Source organism: Myceligenerans pegani (assembly GCF_014892515.1).
GTDB classification, from domain to species: Bacteria; Actinomycetota; Actinomycetes; order Actinomycetales; family Cellulomonadaceae; genus Myceligenerans; species Myceligenerans pegani.
This window is the reverse complement of the sequence record NZ_JADBGR010000043.1, coordinates 15184-31601: the sequence shown is the minus strand read 5'-3', so window position 1 is coordinate 31601 and position 16418 is coordinate 15184. Positions and strand designations below refer to the sequence as shown.

At 72.8% G+C, this 16418-nt stretch carries 15 protein-coding genes and 1 tRNA gene; 7 read left to right on the top strand and 9 right to left on the bottom strand.

The genetic code is table 11. The features are described from left to right. Position 1 precedes the first annotated feature (1 nt). Positions 2–73, bottom strand: a tRNA-Gln gene (locus IIE03_RS02805). Positions 74–308: 235 nt separating this feature from the next. Between IIE03_RS02805 and IIE03_RS02800 the strand changes: the two genes are divergently transcribed. Continuing rightward, positions 309–911 (top strand): TetR/AcrR family transcriptional regulator, encoded by a 603-nt coding sequence (locus tag IIE03_RS02800; protein ID WP_192861231.1) that lies wholly within the window; start codon positions 309–311, stop codon positions 909–911. 88 nt (positions 912–999) lie between these two features. Continuing rightward, on the top strand, positions 1000–1608 hold the full coding sequence (locus tag IIE03_RS02795) for a MarR family winged helix-turn-helix transcriptional regulator (protein WP_192861202.1): 609 nt from the start codon (positions 1000–1002) through the stop codon (positions 1606–1608). A gap of 70 nt (positions 1609–1678) precedes the next feature. On the opposite strand, the gene IIE03_RS02790 is transcribed toward IIE03_RS02795, so the two are convergent. The 3 genes from IIE03_RS02790 to IIE03_RS02780 form a co-directional block, all read right to left on the bottom strand. Further along, a complete protein-coding gene (locus tag IIE03_RS02790; RefSeq protein WP_192861201.1) occupies positions 1679–3049 on the bottom strand; it encodes an MFS transporter in 1371 nt (456 codons plus the stop codon). A gap of 117 nt (positions 3050–3166) precedes the next feature. Next, complete coding sequence (locus tag IIE03_RS02785) at positions 3167–3988, bottom strand: acetylxylan esterase (protein ID WP_192861200.1); 822 nt, start codon at positions 3986–3988, stop codon at positions 3167–3169. 78 nt (positions 3989–4066) lie between these two features. Then, on the bottom strand, positions 4067–5083 hold the full coding sequence (locus IIE03_RS02780; protein ID WP_192861199.1) for an acetylxylan esterase: 1017 nt from the start codon (positions 5081–5083) through the stop codon (positions 4067–4069). A gap of 140 nt (positions 5084–5223) precedes the next feature. On the opposite strand from IIE03_RS02780, the gene IIE03_RS02775 reads away from it, so the two are divergent. The 5 genes from IIE03_RS02775 (at position 5224) to lat (ending at position 10299) form a co-directional block, all read left to right on the top strand. Beyond that, positions 5224–7080 carry an ABC-F family ATP-binding cassette domain-containing protein gene (locus IIE03_RS02775; protein ID WP_192861198.1) on the top strand — a complete coding sequence of 619 codons (1857 nt, stop codon included), beginning with the start codon at positions 5224–5226 and terminating at the stop codon, positions 7078–7080. Positions 7081–7082: 2 nt separating this feature from the next. Continuing rightward, positions 7083–7529, top strand: a complete 447-nt coding sequence (locus tag IIE03_RS02770) for an Lrp/AsnC family transcriptional regulator (RefSeq protein WP_318842769.1) — start codon at positions 7083–7085, stop codon at positions 7527–7529. Positions 7530–7622: 93 nt separating this feature from the next. Beyond that, complete coding sequence (locus IIE03_RS02765; protein ID WP_192861196.1) at positions 7623–8180, top strand: peptidoglycan-binding domain-containing protein; 558 nt, start codon at positions 7623–7625, stop codon at positions 8178–8180. Positions 8181–8190: 10 nt separating this feature from the next. Next, on the top strand, positions 8191–8877 hold the full coding sequence (locus tag IIE03_RS02760; RefSeq protein ID WP_192861195.1) for a hypothetical protein: 687 nt from the start codon (positions 8191–8193) through the stop codon (positions 8875–8877). Between the two features lie 105 nt (positions 8878–8982). Continuing rightward, the gene (lat, locus tag IIE03_RS02755; protein WP_192861194.1) at positions 8983–10299 is read left to right on the top strand and encodes an L-lysine 6-transaminase; all 1317 of its coding nucleotides are present in this window, start codon (positions 8983–8985) and stop codon (positions 10297–10299) included. A gap of 29 nt (positions 10300–10328) precedes the next feature. On the opposite strand, the gene IIE03_RS02750 is transcribed toward lat, so the two are convergent. The 5 genes from IIE03_RS02750 to IIE03_RS02730 all read right to left on the bottom strand — a co-directional run bounded on the left by IIE03_RS02750 (position 10329) and on the right by IIE03_RS02730 (position 16410). After that, positions 10329–11270, bottom strand: a complete 942-nt coding sequence (locus tag IIE03_RS02750; protein WP_192861193.1) for a 4-(cytidine 5'-diphospho)-2-C-methyl-D-erythritol kinase — start codon at positions 11268–11270, stop codon at positions 10329–10331. Further along, positions 11267–12115, bottom strand: a complete 849-nt coding sequence (gene rsmA / locus IIE03_RS02745; protein ID WP_192861192.1) for a 16S rRNA (adenine(1518)-N(6)/adenine(1519)-N(6))-dimethyltransferase RsmA — start codon at positions 12113–12115, stop codon at positions 11267–11269. The genes IIE03_RS02750 and rsmA overlap by 4 nt, the downstream gene beginning before the upstream one ends. A 107-nt stretch (positions 12116–12222) precedes the next feature. Next, complete coding sequence (locus IIE03_RS02740) at positions 12223–13491, bottom strand: aggregation-promoting factor C-terminal-like domain-containing protein (RefSeq protein WP_319643986.1); 1269 nt, start codon at positions 13489–13491, stop codon at positions 12223–12225. Positions 13492–14047: 556 nt separating this feature from the next. Further along, positions 14048–15385, bottom strand: a complete 1338-nt coding sequence (locus IIE03_RS02735) for an aggregation-promoting factor C-terminal-like domain-containing protein (protein WP_318842766.1) — start codon at positions 15383–15385, stop codon at positions 14048–14050. An 83-nt stretch (positions 15386–15468) separates the two neighbouring features. Beyond that, positions 15469–16410, bottom strand: a complete 942-nt coding sequence (locus IIE03_RS02730) for a TatD family hydrolase (RefSeq protein ID WP_192861190.1) — start codon at positions 16408–16410, stop codon at positions 15469–15471. Positions 16411–16418 lie beyond the last annotated feature (8 nt).

Here is a 16418-nt window from a genome sequence, read left to right as displayed (position 1 = left end):
GCTCCGCCCCCAGGGCTCGAACCTGGACCAAGGGCACCAAAAACCCGTGTGCTGCCGATTACACCAAGGCGGACCGGTGCGTCCGACGACGCGCACCCATGGGCCGGAGCAGGGGGCTCCACCGGTTCCGACAGGACTGTCGGGAGCGTGGAGAACCGCTGACCGTCGGGCGGGCCGCCGTCGTCGTGCACCGCGCCCTAGTCTGCCAGGTCGCCGGGGGTGCGTGCTGCGGGTCGCGGTTCCCTGCGCGGACACACGGCACAATGTTCACCATGGCACCCGACTCCCGACGCACTCCGCGACCCCGTATGACCGCGAGCCAGCGTCGTGAGCAGCTGCTCTCCGTGGCCCGCGAGCTGTTCGCCTCCAAGGGGTTCGACGGTACGAGCGTCGAGGAGATCGCGGCCCGCGCCGAGGTGTCCAAGCCGGTGGTGTACGAGCACTTCGGGGGCAAGGAGGGCGTGTACGCGGTGATCGTGGACCGCGAGGTGCAGGAGCTGACGACGGCGCTCACCGGCGCGCTCGACGCCCGCGGCCACCCCAAGGTGATGCTGGAACGGACGGCGCTCGCGCTGCTGGACTACATCGAGGACAGCGAGGACGGCTTCCGGATCCTGGTGCGCGACTCGCCGGTCGCGCAGGCGACCGGCACGTTCTCGAGCCTGATCGGCGACGTCGCGACGCAGGTGGAACGCATCCTGACCGAGCAGTTCCGGATCAACCACCTGGACCCCCGCACGGCCCCGCTGTACGCGAACATGCTCACCGGCATGATCGCGCTGACGGGTCAGTACTGGCTGGACCACCGCGAGACGAAGAAGTCGGAGGTCGCGGCGCACCTGGTGAACCTCGCGTGGAACGGGCTGAGCCGCATGGAGAGGAAGCCGGCCCTGCTGATGAAGTCGAGGTAGCGGCCGACGACGCCGGCCCGCCGGCCGACCGAGAGACTGCGACCGGTCAAGACTCTTGATGTCAAGACACTTCGGGTAGTCTCGCGCCATGGAGGAGTTCCCCAGCGGTGCTGTCCCGGAGCCGCACGACGACGGCGCCCCGGGCGGGACACCCGGCACGGCCGAGCCCCGCGCCGCCGAGTCTGGCGCCGCCGAGCCCGACGGTGCGCCGCACGACGAGGTCGACCGGATCGTCGCGGCCTGGCTGCGGGTGCGCCCCGACCTCGACCTGGAACCACTGACCGTGTTCAGCCGCATCTCACGGCTCGCCCGGCACCTCGACCTGGCCCGCCGGCGCGCGTTCGCCCGGCGCGACCTGGAGATCTGGGAGTTCGACGTGCTCTCCGCGCTCCGCCGCGCCGGCGAACCCTACCGCCTCTCCCCGGGCGCGCTCGTCCAGCAGACGCTCGTCACCAGCGGCACCATGACCAACCGCATCGACCGCCTCGCCGACCGCGGCTTCGTCGAGCGTCACCGCTCCCCCGACGACCGCCGCGGCGTCCAGGTCGAGCTCACCACCGCGGGGCTGAAGCAGGTCGACGCCGCGATGGCCGACCTCCTCGCCGTCGAGGCGGACGTCCTCTCCGCGCTCGACAAGGACGACCGCCCGGGCCTCGCGGCTCTCCTGCGCACCCTGGCGACCCAGTTCGAGGAATAAGCGGTCGACCCCTTGCCTGACGGCATTGACAGCCGACCGACCACACCGACGACCGGCCCGGCCGGATCGCCTACCGGCGTGAACCCGGAGGACGCCGCGCTCTGTTTCGCTTCCGGCGCGAGCGCGGAGAGATCCGCATGGTCGCGAGCGCCAGGGCCACGGCCATGGCGGTCAGCACGGCGAGGATCAGCGCCAGCGGGGCGGCCCAGCCGCCGGTGGCGTCGTGCACGGCGAACATGACCGACGGCCCCGTGAAAGCGACCACGTACCCGCACGACTGGACCGTCGCCGCCATGCGGCGCGCCGCGACCGGGCTCCCCGCTCGCTGCGCGACCAGGGTGAAGATCACGGCGAAGTTCCCGCCCTGCGCAAAGCCGGCCAGGGAGCACCAGATGGCCCACCAGCCCGGCGCGAACAGCAGCCCGAGCGGCAGGGACAACCAGCAGGCGGTCACGACGGCGGACGCCGCCCCGATGGGCAGCCGCAGCGCGTACGTGGCGGGCAGCACCAGCGACCCGAGGATCGCCAGCCCTTGGAACAGCGACGCCGCCGCGCCCGCCTCCGCGGGAGTGAACCCGATCCGGTCGCCGAGCAGCTCCGGCAGCGCGCCGGTCACCGCGAAGAAGGCGAACGACTGTCCCACGAACGCCACGGCCAGCATCCAAGTGATCGGCCGGCGCAGGACACGCTCGGCCGGGCGCGTGGACTCCGCCCGGGAGAGAGCAGCCCCGCGCCGACCCGCTGCCGCTTCCGGTCCTGCCCCCGCCGTACTCGACGTTGCTGCGCTCGACGCCTCCGTGTCCGGCGCCGCCCGTGGCCGCGCCGGGCGTTCTCGGTCGGACACCTCGCCGCGGGCGGGTACACCCCGGATCACCCACGCCCAGGTGACGAGCGCGACCACCGCCAGGACGGACCACGCCGCGAGCGCCGCCTGCCAGCCGAGCCAGGCCGCGAGCGGCACCGTGAGCGTGGTGGTGAAGACCGAGCCGAGGTTCAGCGACGCCGTGTAGAGGCCGGTGGCGAGGGCGGCGCGGCGGGCGAAGTCGTGGGCCACGATCACGGGCGCGGCGACGTTGCCCAGGGTGATGGCCGCGCCGATGACGGCGGTGCCGGCCACGGCGATCCAGACGCCGGCGGGCCCGGTGGCCGCGGAGCGCAGGAGGGTTCCGGCGAGCACGCCGGCGACGGCGAGCGTCATCGCCCGGTAGGGGCCGACCCGGCCGATGATCCAGGAGGCCACCGGAGCGAACAGGGCGAAGCAGAGGATCGGCACGCCGGTGAGCAGCCCGGCCTCGACCGACGACATGCCCAGACCGGTCGCGACGTCGGGCAGGACGGGCGGGAGGGCGGTGATCGGTGCGCGGAAGTTCAGTCCGACGACGAGCAGAGCGGCGAGGAGGGCACCGGCCGAGACGGTGCGGCGGGACGGGGAGGAGCTCACGATGGGCTCATTGTGTCCGACGACGCCGGCCGGCCGAGCCCGCGTCCACCGGCGTCACGACCGGGCCGATGGCCCCTGCTCCCCGGTCGTCGGCAAGGACCGGCCGGCCGCGCGGCCCTAGTTCGCGACCTGGGGAACGAAGGTCTGGCCGAGTGTCGTGTGGGTGGAGAGCCATGCCTCGTAGGTGGCCCGGCGGGCGGCGGGGGCGGAGTCGTCGAGGACGCGTTCGACGACGTCGGGCGGCGTGACGCCGGAGAGCTCCGCGACGACCTGCGCCGAGTGCGCCCCCCAGGCGGCGTGGATCTCGGGCGCCCCGGCGCCGGGCCCGAGCAGCACCGGGGACGACGCCCTCCGTGCGAAGGCCCGGAGCGCCGCGGTGTGCGCCTCGGCGAACGGCGCCTCCGCGATGACGCAGGCGATGTCCTGCAGGAGCCCGGCCGCGGCGACGGCCGCGCATCCCGCCCCGGCGCGGCCCAGCACGGCGACCCGCGAGGGGTCCACGCCCGGCAGGGACCGTACCTCCTGGACGGCGCGGACGGCGTCGGCCGAGATCTCGTGGTTGTACGGGTCCCGCGGGTCGCCGTCGTGCCGCAGTTCGACGACGAGGTGCACGTAGCCGGCCGACGCGAGCCAGGTGTGGTCACCCGCCGTGCCGAGGCCACCGGGCGGCACGAGCTCCACCACCCCGGGCAGCGTCCCGGGCCGCTCGGCCGGGGTGACGAACCAGCCGTGCAGCGGATGGTCGCCGAACCCGGGGAGAGTCACCACGTCGATCGTCAGGCCCCCGGCGTCCGACCGCTCCGGCTCGAGCCGCGTGGCGGCCTTGCTGCGCGACCGGACCAGCAGGTCGGAACGGAATTCGTCGAAGCCGGGCGGCTCGTCGCCGGCCGGCGGCGCGGCGGGCGCGAGCGCGACCGGGGGGATGTCGAACTCGGTCACGGTGGGGTCCCTCCGTCGGGAGTGTGGTGCGCTGGCAGCGTACTGCTCGTTCGCCGCCCTCCCCTACCCCGGCGGGGTCTACTTCAGGTGCTCGCGCAGGAATTCGAGGTGCCGCGCGAAGCGGTACTGCTCGCCGCCCTCGTGCCCGTTGTACGGGTAGACGTCGATCGCGGGCAGCTCCGTCGCCGCGGATCCGGACGTCGCTCCCCAGGCGTTCCGCGCGGCGTACACGGTGGAGGGCGGGCAGACGTCGTCCATCAGCGCGGTGGAGAACAACGCCGGCGCGTTCGCCCGGCGCGCGAAGGAGACGCCGTCGAGGTAGGAGAAGGTGCGCCAGGTGCGTTCCTCGACCTCCGGGGCTCGGTGGACGTGCAGGTAGCGGGTGATCTCGGCGTACGGCATGGCGTCGGTGATCCGCACGGCGCGCCGGTAGTGGCAGAGGAAGGGCACGTCGGGCATCGCGGCGGCGAGGTCGTCCAGCAGCCCGGCGACGGCGATCGTGATGCCGCCGCCCTGGCTGGTGCCGGCGACGGCCACGCGTTCGGGATCGATGCCGTCGATCGCGCGCACCGCGTCCACGGCGCGCACGCCGTCGGTGAAGACGCGCCGGTAGAAGTGGTCGTGCGGGTCCTCGACGCCGCGTGTCATGTACCCGGGGGCGGTGGGCCCCGCGCCGACCGGGTCCGGCGTCGCCCCGCCGCCGCCCCAGCCCGATCCCTGACCGCGCGTGTCCATCATGAGGTGCGCGTAGCCCGCGGCGGCGAAGCCGAGGTGCTCGTGCGGGAGGCCGCGGCCGCCGTTGTAGCCCTGGTACTGGACGACGACGGGCAGCGGTCCCTCGGCGTGCGCCGGGCGCGTGAGCCACGCCTTGATCGGGTGGCCGCCGAACCCCGGGAAGGTGACGTCGTCGACCGTGACCTGTGTCAGGCCGGCGTCGACGCGTTCGAGCCGCGGGGCTCCGCCGCCGGGCAGATCAGCCCCGGCGGCCCGGGCCTCGGCGATGGTGCGGGCCCAGAACTCGTCGAAGTCGTCGGGTTCGTCGATCTCGGGCGTGTACCGCTCGAGATCGGCGCGGGGCATGTCGAACTGGGCCACTGCTACCTCCTGCGTCCTTGCGGAAAGCGTTCTCTCTCGGCTCCTGCGCCCGCGAGCATATCCGGCGGCGGGCACCGGCCGGGCCGGTGCCCGGCATCGCGCCGGACCGGGCACGCGGCGGGGACGAATAACCTTGCAGGGTGGCACATCTTCTCGGCGCCGACGGCATCTCCCTCCGGATCGCGACCCGCACCCTGCTCGCCGACGTCTCCCTCGGGCTGGACGACGGCGACCGGGTGGGCGTCGTCGGCCCCAACGGCGCGGGCAAGTCGACGCTGCTGCGGATCCTCGGCGGCCGGTCGGAGCCCGACGCCGGCCGCGTGACCCGCGTGGGCGGCTCCCGGCTCGGCATGCTCGACCAGCGCGACGACGCCGGCGACGGCGCCACCGTGCTCGACCTCGTGCACGGCTCCGCCGACGTCCACGAGTGGGCCTCCGACGCCCGCATCCGCGCGATCCACGACGGCATGCTGGCCGACCTCGACCTGGACGCGCCCGTCTCCACCCTGTCCGGCGGCCAGCGCCGCCGCGTCGCGCTCGCCGGCCTGCTCGCCGACGACCCGGACGTCCTCCTGCTCGACGAGCCCACCAACCATCTCGACGTCGAAGGCGTGGCCTGGCTCGCCGAGCACCTCTCCGAGAAGTACGGCCGCTCGGGCGCGCGGGGCGCGCTCGTCGTCGTGACGCACGACCGGTGGTTCCTCGACGCCGTCTGCACGCGCACCTGGGAGGTCCGCGGCGACGGGTCGGGCGCCGTCGACGGGTACGACGGCGGCTACGCGGCGTACATCCTCGCTCGCGCGGAGCGCGCCCGGCTGGCCGCCGCGGCCGCCGAGAAGCGCGACAACCTGCTGCGCAAGGAGCTTGCCTGGCTGCACCGCGGCGCCAAGGCCCGCTCCTCCAAGCCGAAGTTCCGGCTCGACGCCGCCGCCGCGCTCATCGCCGACGAGCCGCCCCCGCGCGACCCCATGGAGCTCACGCGGATGGCGACGCGGCGGCTCGGCAAGGACGTGCTGGACCTGGAGGACGTCACCGTCGTCCTTCCGCCGCGGACGCCGGGCGAGGCCGCCGAGAACGCTGCCCCCGGCGGAGCGGCGGGGCGAGTGCTGTTCGACCACGTGACCTGGCGGCTCGGGCCCGGGGACCGGTACGGCGTCGTCGGCGTCAACGGCTCCGGGAAGACCACGCTGCTCTCGCTGCTCACCGGGCGCCGCGCCCCCGACTCCGGCCGCGTGCGGCGCGGCAAGACGATCGAGGTGGCGCAGCTCAGCCAGGAGGTGCGCGAGCTCGACGAGGTCGGGCACCTCACCGCCGTCCAGGTGATCGAGCGCGAGCGCGGCCGGATCGAGATCGACGGCAAGGAGCTCACCGCGGCGCAGCTCACCGAGCGCCTCGGGTTCACCCGCGAGCGGGCGTACGCGAAGGTGGAGAGCCTCTCGGGCGGCGAGCGGCGGCGGCTCCAGCTGCTCCGGCTGCTCGTGGGCGAGCCCAACGTGCTGCTGCTCGACGAGCCGACCAACGATCTCGACACCGACACGCTGGCGGCGCTGGAGGACCTGCTCGACGGGTGGGCGGGGACGCTGGTGGTCGTGTCGCACGATCGGTATCTGCTGGAGCGTGTGGCGGATCGGCAGGTTGCGCTGCTCGGGGATGGGCTTGTTCGGGATCTGCCGGGTGGAGTTGAGGAGTACCTGGCGTTGCGGCGAGGGGCTGGGGCGGCGGCAGGGTCGGGTGGGGAGCTGGGGGGCGGTGGGGTGAAGTCAGGGGCTCCGGTGCACTCACAGGCGGAGATTCGGGCTGCTCGGAAGACGATTTCTCGGATCGAGCGGCGGTTGGAGACAATCGCGGAGGAAGAGGCACAGCTGCACGAGGACATGGCGGCCCAGGCGACGGACTTCGAGGCCGTCGGCAGGCTGGACGCCCTGCTGAAGAAGCTCGCCACGGAGAAGGGCGAGCTCGAGATGGCCTGGCTCGAGGCTGCGGAGGTGGCCGGATGACCCTGGAAGACGACGTCGACCGCACGATCGTCAGTGCGCTGCGGGCGGACGGCCGCACCACGCTCGCCGCGCTCTCCGAGGCGACGGGACTGTCGCTCTCGGCGGTGCAGGTCCGGGTGCGCAAGCTGGAGTCGCGCGGCGTGATCTCCGGGTACCGCGCCGTGGTGGACCCCGAGGCGATCGGGCTGCCGCTCACCGCGTTCATCGAGATCACGCCGCTGGACCAGGCGCAGGAGGACGACGCGCCGCAGCGTCTGCGAGACCTGCCCGGGATCGAGGCGTGCTACTCGGTGGCGGGCAACGCGAACTACCTGCTGCTGGTCCGCGTGGCCTCACCGAGCCAGCTCGAGGGCCTGCTGGGCCAGATCCGCCGCACGGCCCAGGTCAGCACGCGCAGCACGATCGTCCTCCAGACCTACTTCGAGGGCCGCCCGGTCGAGGCCTTCTGACCCCGACGCCCCTGCGCGCGCCTGTTTCTTCTGCTCCGGGAGGATTGTTAGTCTCACCGCGACATAAGGGCATTCTTCCAAGGAAACCGGACCATGGTGAGCACGAGGACCTGGCTGCAGGTCGGGGGTGGCGTCGTCGTGGCCGCGCTGGTCACCGCCGCGTTCCTGCAGGGGCGCGTGGCGGAGGACACGTGGACCGCCAACGACCCCGTGGGCGAGTGCGGCACCGGCGCGCTGGGCGGCGAGATCGGTCACGACAGCGGCGGCGAGGTGCTGGCGATCCAGAACGTCCTGTCCGCGACGCACTCCCTGGGACCCGCGGACAGCACCTGGGACGCCGACACCGACAAGGCCGTCCGGGCGTTCCAGGCGTGGACGGGCCTGCCGGTGGACGGCTGCGTCAACACGAACACCTGGGTCACGATGCGGGCGCTCGTCGTGCCCGTGTGCGCACCCGAGTACAACTGCCAGGGCCCGGATCAGCTCCTGCACTGGGGTCCGGCCCGGGACTCCCGCGACGCCTGGTTCCTCGACGCGAACTGCGACTGGGCCTCGTGGGTGCTGCCGGGCGTCGCCCAGAGCCCGGTCGCCTCCAGGACGCCGTACGAGTTCTCGCGCGAGCCCCTCTCGGAGCTCCGGTGCGAGGGATGAGGCGCGGATCATGACGATGATCACCGACTACCGCAAGGCGACCCGGCGCAACGAGATGATCCTCGGCGGCGCAGTGGCGCTCGTCGTCGTTCTCGCCGTCGTCGCCGTGACGCTCCTGATCACGATGCGCGACGACCCGGAGCTGCCGCCCGACGACGCCGAGGACGCCCGCGAGCTCACCGCCGACACCTGTGCCGCCGGCGTGCGCCAGCCCGCCTGGGTGCCCGACAGCGTGATGCGCGCGGCCGTCGCCTGTCCGGAGGACATCTCGCGCCGCGTCGGCGACAGCACCTCGCCGGACCGCCTCGGCACGTGGATCGTCTACGACCTGCACGGCGCGCCGAACGAGGAGACCGTGCCGGGCGCCGCGCCCGGTTCGTGGCCGGACGCCGAGGTCGAGTCCGGCGCCATCCGCCCGGCCACCACGATCACCTACGTCGCGTACCCCGGATCGGAGCAGCTCGGTCCCGAGCTCGGCGGCGAGACGATCGAGGTCGCCTGGATGGACTTCCCCGAAGGCGGCGGTGACGCACGCGTGACCCGGGTCGAGAACAACGGCTACGGGCCTGTCCGCGTCGAGTGGACGGACGACGCCGGCTCGTACCTGCTCCTCACGGTCCTGGGCCGCACCCCGGAGGGCCGCTCGGGCGTGGAGGTCGAGGAGCTCCTGCGCATGGCGGGCAGCCTGGCCGGCTGACACCGTCGCGCCCGGAAGGAGCAGCCGCACCCACGACCGCCGTCGTACACAAAATTCTCCCGCTGAGTCCTGTACGGACAGAAACTTCTCCCGTACCGTGGCCACATGACCGAGACGATCCTCTCCCCCTCCGAGGCGCTCCCCACCCTTCGCGAGCACCTCCTGGTCGACGGGTTCGACCTTGTCCTCGACCTCGAGAAGTCCCGCGGCTCCACGCTCGTCGACGCGCGTGACGGCCGCGAGTGGACGGACCTGTTCACGTTCTTCGCCTCCTCGGCGCTGGGCATGAACCACCCCGCGCTGGCCGAGGACCCGGAGTTCCTGACCGACCTGACCCGAGCCGCCCTCAACAAGCCGTCCAACTCCGACGTCTACAGCGTCGAGATGGCGCGGTTCGTCGAGACGTTCGCCCGCGTCCTCGGCGACCCGGCTCTTCCGCACCTGTTCTTCGTCGACGGCGGCGCGCTGGCCGTCGAGAACGCCCTGAAGACCGCCTTCGACTGGAAGTCCCGGCACAACGAGGCGCACGGCCGCTCCCCCGAGCTGGGCTCCAAGGTGCTGCACCTCGAGCACGCCTTCCACGGCCGTTCCGGCTACACGATGTCGCTGACCAACACCGAGCCGGGCAAGGTCGCGCGCTTCCCCAAGTTCGACTGGCCGCGCATCCCGTCGCCGTACCTCGCCGAGGGCCGCGACATGGACGCCGTGGAGGCCGCCGCGCTCGACGCCGCGCGCGCGGCGTTCGAGGCGAACCCGCACGACATCGCCTGCTTCATCATGGAACCCATCCAGGGCGAGGGCGGCGACCACCACTTCCGCCCGTCGTTCCTGCGCGGCATGCAGGCTCTGTGCCAGGAGTTCGACGCCCTGTTCGTCCTCGACGAGGTGCAGACCGGCGTCGGCATGACCGGCACCCCCTGGGCCTACCAGCAGCTCGACGTGCGGCCCGACGTCGTCGCGTTCGGCAAGAAGGCCCAGGTCTGCGGGATCATGGCCGGCGGCCGCGTCGACGACGTGCCGGACAACGTGTTCGCCGTCTCCAGCCGCATCAACTCCACGTGGGGCGGCAACCTCGCCGACATGGTGCGCTCCCGCCGGATCCTCGAGGTCGTCGAGTCCGAGGGGCTCGTCGAGCGCGCGGCGCGCATGGGCGAGTCGCTGCTGACCCGGCTGCACGACCTCGCGCGCCGCCACCCGGGGCTGGTGTCGGACGTGCGCGGCCGTGGCCTCATGTGCGCGCTGAGCCTGCCGTCGCGCGAGGTGCGCGACGCCGTGCTGGCATCCGTCGCCGACGACGGCGTCCTGCTCCTGGGCTGCGGCACCCGCTCGGTGCGGTTCCGGCCGGCGCTGACGGTGGACGAGGCCACGCTGTCCCACGGCGTCGAGGTCCTGGACAAGGCCCTGACCGCCCAGCAGTCCTGACCCACGGCCGACTGCTCGGCCCCGGTGCGTCAGCCCGTGAGGCGGGCGCCCGGGGCCGGGCCCGTCGCCGTCCAGACCGAGTCCGCGACGCCGGCCGCCGTCCACGCCGCGGCGATCGCCAGAGCGTGGCGGCGGGTGCGCGCGAGGGCCGCGACCGTCGGGCCGGAGCCCGAGACGAGCGTGCCGAGCGTTCCCGCCTCCCGCGCGACCTCCATCACCCGGCCCAGCTCGGGGCGCAGATCCACGGCCGCCGCCTGCAGGTCGTTGTGCAGGGCCTCGCCCAGCGCGGTCGGGTCACCGGCGCGCAGGGCCGCCATGAGCCCGGCGTCGTCCCCGGGGTCGGGGCTGTGCGCCGGGTCGTCCGCCGACAGCTCGTCGAAGCGCGCGAACACCGACGGCGTCGGCAGGCCCTCGGCCTGGACCGCGAAGGCCCAGTGGAACTCGCCGCGGGCCAGCACCGGGGTGAGGACGTCGCCGCGGCCCGTGCCCACTGCCGTGTGGCCCAGCAGCGCGAACGGCACGTCCGCGCCGAGCCGCGCGCCGAGCATGGTCAGTTCCTGGCGGGACAGTCCCGCGTCCCACAACGCGTCGCAGGCCACGAGCGCCGCGGCCGCGTCCGCGGAGCCGCCGGCCATCCCGCCCGCGACGGGCACGCCCTTGTGGATGTGGAGGGCGACGTCGGCGTCCATCCCCGTGTGGTCGGCCACGGCCAGGGCCGCGCGCCACGCGAGGTTGGTCTCGTCGAGCGGGACGACGTCGGCCTGGGGCCCGCTCACCGTCAGGGAGATCCCTGCGCCGGGAGCCACGTGCGTCGCCGTGACCTCCTCGAACAGCGACACGGCCTGGAAGACGGTGGACAGCGGGTGGTAGCCGTCGTCGCGCACGGCACCCGACCGCAGCACGAGATTGACCTTGCCGGGTGTCCGGACGGTCGCCGACGGCTCCGGGGCGGCGTGCAGGTGGCCGCTCACGCGAGATGCTCCGCGATCCGGGCGAACTCCTCGACGGTGAGCGTCTCACCGCGCGCCCCCGGGTCCACCCCGGCCGCGCGCAGGGCCTCCTCGGCCGCGGCACCCGAGCCGGCCAGGCCGCTCAGGGCCGCGCGCAGGGTCTTGCGTCGTTGCGCGAACGCGGCGTCGATCACGCGGAACACGGCCTCGCGATGAGCGGTGGTCGGCGGCGGGTCGCGGCGCTCGAGCGCGACGAGCGCCGAGTCCACGTTCGGCACCGGCCAGAAGACGTTCCGGCTGATCGGCAGGGAGCGCCGCGCGTCGGCGTACCAGGCGGCCTTCACCGAGGGGATGCCGTAGACCTTGGACCCCGGTTTCGCGGCGATCCGGTCCGCGACCTCGGCCTGCACCATGACGAGCACGCGTTCCAGGGACGGGAAGCGCTCCAGGAAGTTCAGGAGGATCGGGACCGCCACGTTGTACGGAAGGTTCGCGACGAGCGCCGTCGGCGGGTCGCCGGGCAGCTCGGTGACGTCCATCGCGTCGGCATGGACCACCTCGACGTCGGCGCCCGGGACGTGCGCCGCGACCGTCAGGGGGATCTGGGCGGCGAGCACCGGGTCGATCTCGACCGCCACGACGGACGCGCCGGCGTCGAGCAGGCCGAGGGTGAGGGACCCGAGCCCCGGGCCGATCTCCACGACCCGTTCCCCGCCACGCAGGTTCGCGGCACGGACGATCTTGCGCACCGTGCCGCCGTCGTGCACGAAGTTCTGCCCGAGCGTCTTCGTCGGGCGGACACCAAGACGCCCTGCCAGGTCGCGGATCTCCGCGGGGCCCAGCAGGGCGCCTTGACGTGTATTCACGGGGACGAGCCTAACGGGTAGGCATCTGACCGCCAGCTGTCCACAGGTCGAGCACCGGGCCAACTACTCCCGAGCCAACCGGTCCTGACAACTCAGTACCAGCCAACTCAGTACCAGCCGACCGACTGCGAGTGGCCCCACGCGCCGCACGGCGTGCCGTAGCGGCCGGCGATGTAGCCGAGGCCCCACTTGATCTGGGTGGCCGGGTTGGTCGCCCAGTCGGAGCCCGCCGTGGCCATCTTGGTCCCCGGCAGCGACTGCGGGATGCCGTAGGCACCCGAGGACGGGTTCTGCGCGAGGTGGTTCCAGTTGGACTCCTTGGTCCAGAGCGCCTCGAGGCAGGTCCACTGCTCACCGGTCCAGCCTCGCGCGGCGGCCAGGCTCTGGCCGATCTCGCGGTTGGACCCGGCAGGGACCGGTGCCGTCCTGGTGGTGGACGGCGTGCTCGAGGAGGACGACGAGGAGCTCTCGCTGCTCGCCGCGGGCTCCGGCTCCGGGTCGGGGGCCGGGCGCTCCTTGGTGCCCTCGACGACGACCTCGGTGACCGGCTTGGTGGTCACCTTGTTCGAGATCAGCTCACGGTCCGTCACGACGCCGTCGATGGTGGTCACCCGGTACCTCTTGGTGCGCTCACCGTCCTTGCCGGCAGTCCTGACCGCGGGCTCGAGGTCCTCGTAGCGCGAGGAGTCCGAAACGGTCTTCGAGCGGTGCTCGATGGTGATGGTCCTGGTGACCTTCTTGGTCTCGACGCGCTCCACCTGGAGCGCCACGTCGACGTCGGACTTCTCGGCGACCTCGGCGACCTCGGCCTCCTTGACGGCCTTGCCGCCGTTCTCGGTCAGGTCCTCCACGGAGACCACGCTCACGCGGTCGTCCGCGCCGAGTTCGATGTCCAGGCGGTCCAGGATCGCGGCCACGCCGTCCCCGCCGGCACGGACCACGCGGGTCGAGCCGTCGGCCACGACGGCGACCGGGCCGTCGTCGTTCAGGCGCAGCGGGAAGTCGGCGCGCTCTCCGCTACGGGAGGCCACGAGCCGCACGTCCGTGCCGCGCGAGGCGAGGATCTCCAGCGCCTCGTTCGAGTCGGTGACGTTGAGCCACACGTCGGACTCCTTGCCGTCCGTGGCGACCGTCACCTGGCGGCCGTAGCGGACGACGACGTCGGAGCCGTCGCGCAGCGCGGTGTCGAGACCGGGTGCCACCTCGTCCTGGTCGTCGAGCCGGACGCCCTGGGCGGCGAGGAGGCCCTCGACGTCACCGGCGAACGTGCTCACGGAGGTGGTGGTGCCGTCCACGTCGAGTGCGACGGTCTTGTGCGCCTTGGCGAACGCGACGGTGCCGGACGCGACGATCGCGGCGGCCGCGACGCCGGCCACGAGGGGCCAACGGCGAGAGAGATGGTGGGTTCTGGGCTTGCTGGGAACGTTCGAGCCGGAGCTCTGTTCAGAAACGGTGTTCACTCGCGTCCAGTCTTCGGACTTCCCGGGCACGGGCGGCGAGAACGGGTGGCCACATCCGCGGGCACCCACCTCGACGACCGCCGTGTCACACGGCCGCACGCGGCCTGGCGGTCCACCCACGCGAGCGCGGGTGGTCGTCGGGGTCTCGACCGGCCGATCCGGCGGTCTGGCGCCGTCCGCACTCCTGTGGGAGCACACCGGGACCGCGCCATCCTGCTGCCGGGCGAACCGGACACTTACACCAATCCGACTCAGCACCGCAAGCAAGGACACTAGACCGTAACCGATCCGTTATTGATCTCGCGAATCTGCGGCGTGTGTTTCCCGTCACGGGTGAAAAATGTGCGTGACCTGTGCGTCGTCCTGCGGGACGAGTGCGTCACGGCACCGGGACAGCCCTCTGGGCCGCCGGAGCGGTTGCGAAATGCCGAGAGGGCGGTAGCCTCCCGCGGGTCTCCCGCGGGCCCTCAGCTCAGTACCAGCCCACGGACTCCGAGTGGGCCCAGGCGCCGCACGGGTTGCCGTAGCGGCCGGCGATGTACTCCAGGCCCCAGGAGATCTGCGTGGCCGGGTTGGTCAGCCAGTCGGAGCCGTGCGAGGCCATCTTCGACCCGGGCAGGGCCTGCGGGATGCCGTAGGCGCTCGACGACGGGTTGTCCGCGTTCCAGCGCCAGCCGGACTCCCGGTTCCAGAGCGCCTCCAGGCAGTTCCACTGCTCGCCGGTCCAGCCGCGCTCGGCCGCCATGGCCTTGCCCAGCGCACGGGCCGCGTCGGGGTCGGCCTGCGCATCGGAGATCCGCATGGTGCCGACGGCGACCACCTGGGTCACCGGCTCGCTGATGACCTCGCGCTTCAGCACCCTCTTCTCGACGACGGCGCCGCCGAGCTCGGTGATCGCGTACTTGATCCGCGCCTCGCCGGCCACGCCGGCGGTCTGCACGATCTCCTCGCCCTCGAGGAGATTCGGGTCCTCGACGGTCTTGGTCTCGAACGGGATGGTCTCGGTGACAGTGGTCTTCGACGACGCGTCCCGGCTGATCATGACGACCATGCCGTCCACGGCCGCGGCGCCCAGCGGGACCGACGACACGTCCTTGTCCTTCAGCACGATGCCGGCCTCGGCGAGCATGCCGCCGACGGTGGGCTGCGTCGACTTGACGGGAAGGGTCTCGCCGTCCACGGAGACGTGGACGGTCTTCATGGTCGAGACGCGGATGGGCTCGCGGCCGAGCGGCTCCGAGCGGGACGCCGAGGCGACCGCGCCCCTCCCCCGCTCACCGATGAGCGCGAGGAGCTCGCCGACGGTCCCGGCGGTGGTCTCCATGCGCGTGGTCTGGCCGTCGATCTCGACGTCGACCGTCCGCATGGTGCGCACCACGATGACGGAGCCGTCCTTGGCGTCCGCGTCGACGGCCGGCGTGACAACGTCGGCCCGGCCGGGGGTGATGTGCTGCGACCTGAGGATCTCGGCGACCGAGGTGCCGTAGGCGTCGACGGTCCGGACGTCGCCGTTGTAGTCGATGGTGACGGTCTTGGCCTGCGCGGCGTAGGTGCCGGTGACGGCGACCAGGCTACCGAGGACGGCGGTCTGCACGCCGATCCGCACCGGCGCCTTGGCCAGCCATTCCGGCGGCTTGATGCTCAGCGGCTCGGCGGGCGCCGCGTGCGCTCCCCTGGAGCGGCGGCGCGGGCCGTCGGACTGGCGCGGCTTGTCGCTCGACCAGGGACCGCCGGCGTTCCCGGCCGGTCGTCTGGGAGCCGCGGACGGGTCGGCGAAGCGCGCTGCGCCCAGCTCCCGCCGCGATCTCACGGTCGTATGGTCTGCCACGAGCACAAGACGGTAACGGAACGCGGGCCGTCTGGAAAGCCCGCCGAGGGGGACATGTCCCTCTGTCACCAATTGCCGTAGACAGCCTCCGAGGCGGCACTGATCTCCGAGCAGAGTTTTCCCAGGTCAGCGCCGAGAAAATCGGCCATGAAGCGGGCCGTGTGAACCGCCGCGAACGGAGCGTTCGGGCGGCCCCGAAACGGATGCGGGGTGAGGTAGGGAGCGTCGGTCTCGAGCAGGAGCAGCTCGCGCGGTGTCTCCGCGAGCGCCGCCCGCAGCCCGTCGTTCGGCCGGAAGGTGACCGGACCGGCGAACGAGAGGTACCAGCCCCGCTCGGCGCAGACGCGGGCCATCTCGGCGTCGCCCGAGAAGCAGTGGAAGACGGTGCGCTCGGGGGCGCCGTCGGCTAGGAGGACCTCGATGACCTGCGTGTGCGCGTCGCGGTCGTGGATCTGCAGCGCGAGTCCGAGTTCCTTGGCCAGCGCGATGTGCGCGCGGAAGGACTCGCGTTGCACCGCCTCGCCCTTCGGCCCGGTGCGGAACAGGTCCATGCCGGTCTCGCCGATCGCACGGATCCGTTCGTGGCGACGGGCGAGATCGGCGATCTCGGCGATCGCGTCGTCGAGGGACGTCCCGTGCCGCTCCTCGGACTCGGGTTCGAGGCCGTCAGGCCCGACCTCGTCCACCCCGGCGTGCAGGGTCGCCTCGTTGGGATGGATCGCCACGGCGCCGAGCACCTGGGAGACGTCCACGCGTGCCCCCGACCCGGCGGTCGACGGCGACAGGAGCGCCGCCGTCCAGCGCGCCGACTCCAGATCGCAGCCCACCTGGACGACCCGGTCCACGCCCGCGGCGGCCGCACGGGCGAGGTGCTCGGCCGGGGTGGGCGCCGGCACGTCGTCGGGCAGCACCGCGCCGATGTGATCGAGGTGGGTGTGGTTGTCGACGACGGGCACGGGCAACGGCTCGGGATCCGCGGGGAATCCGCGATCGCGCTTACGGGCCATGGTCCTCG

What these genes read in the sequence shown, in the direction of transcription:
- IIE03_RS02760 (WP_192861195.1), top strand. Translation starts at nt 8,191, where the DNA reads ATGACGATGATCACCGACTACCGCAAGGCGACCCGGCGCAACGAGATG.
- IIE03_RS02795 (WP_192861202.1), top strand. Translation starts at nt 1,000, where the DNA reads ATGGAGGAGTTCCCCAGCGGTGCTGTCCCGGAGCCGCACGACGACGGC.
- IIE03_RS02730 (WP_192861190.1), bottom strand. Translation starts at nt 16,410, where the DNA reads ATGGCCCGTAAGCGCGATCGCGGATTCCCCGCGGATCCCGAGCCGTTG.
- IIE03_RS02765 (WP_192861196.1), top strand. Translation starts at nt 7,623, where the DNA reads ATGGTGAGCACGAGGACCTGGCTGCAGGTCGGGGGTGGCGTCGTCGTG.
- lat (WP_192861194.1), top strand. Translation starts at nt 8,983, where the DNA reads ATGACCGAGACGATCCTCTCCCCCTCCGAGGCGCTCCCCACCCTTCGC.
- IIE03_RS02800 (WP_192861231.1), top strand. Translation starts at nt 309, where the DNA reads ATGACCGCGAGCCAGCGTCGTGAGCAGCTGCTCTCCGTGGCCCGCGAG.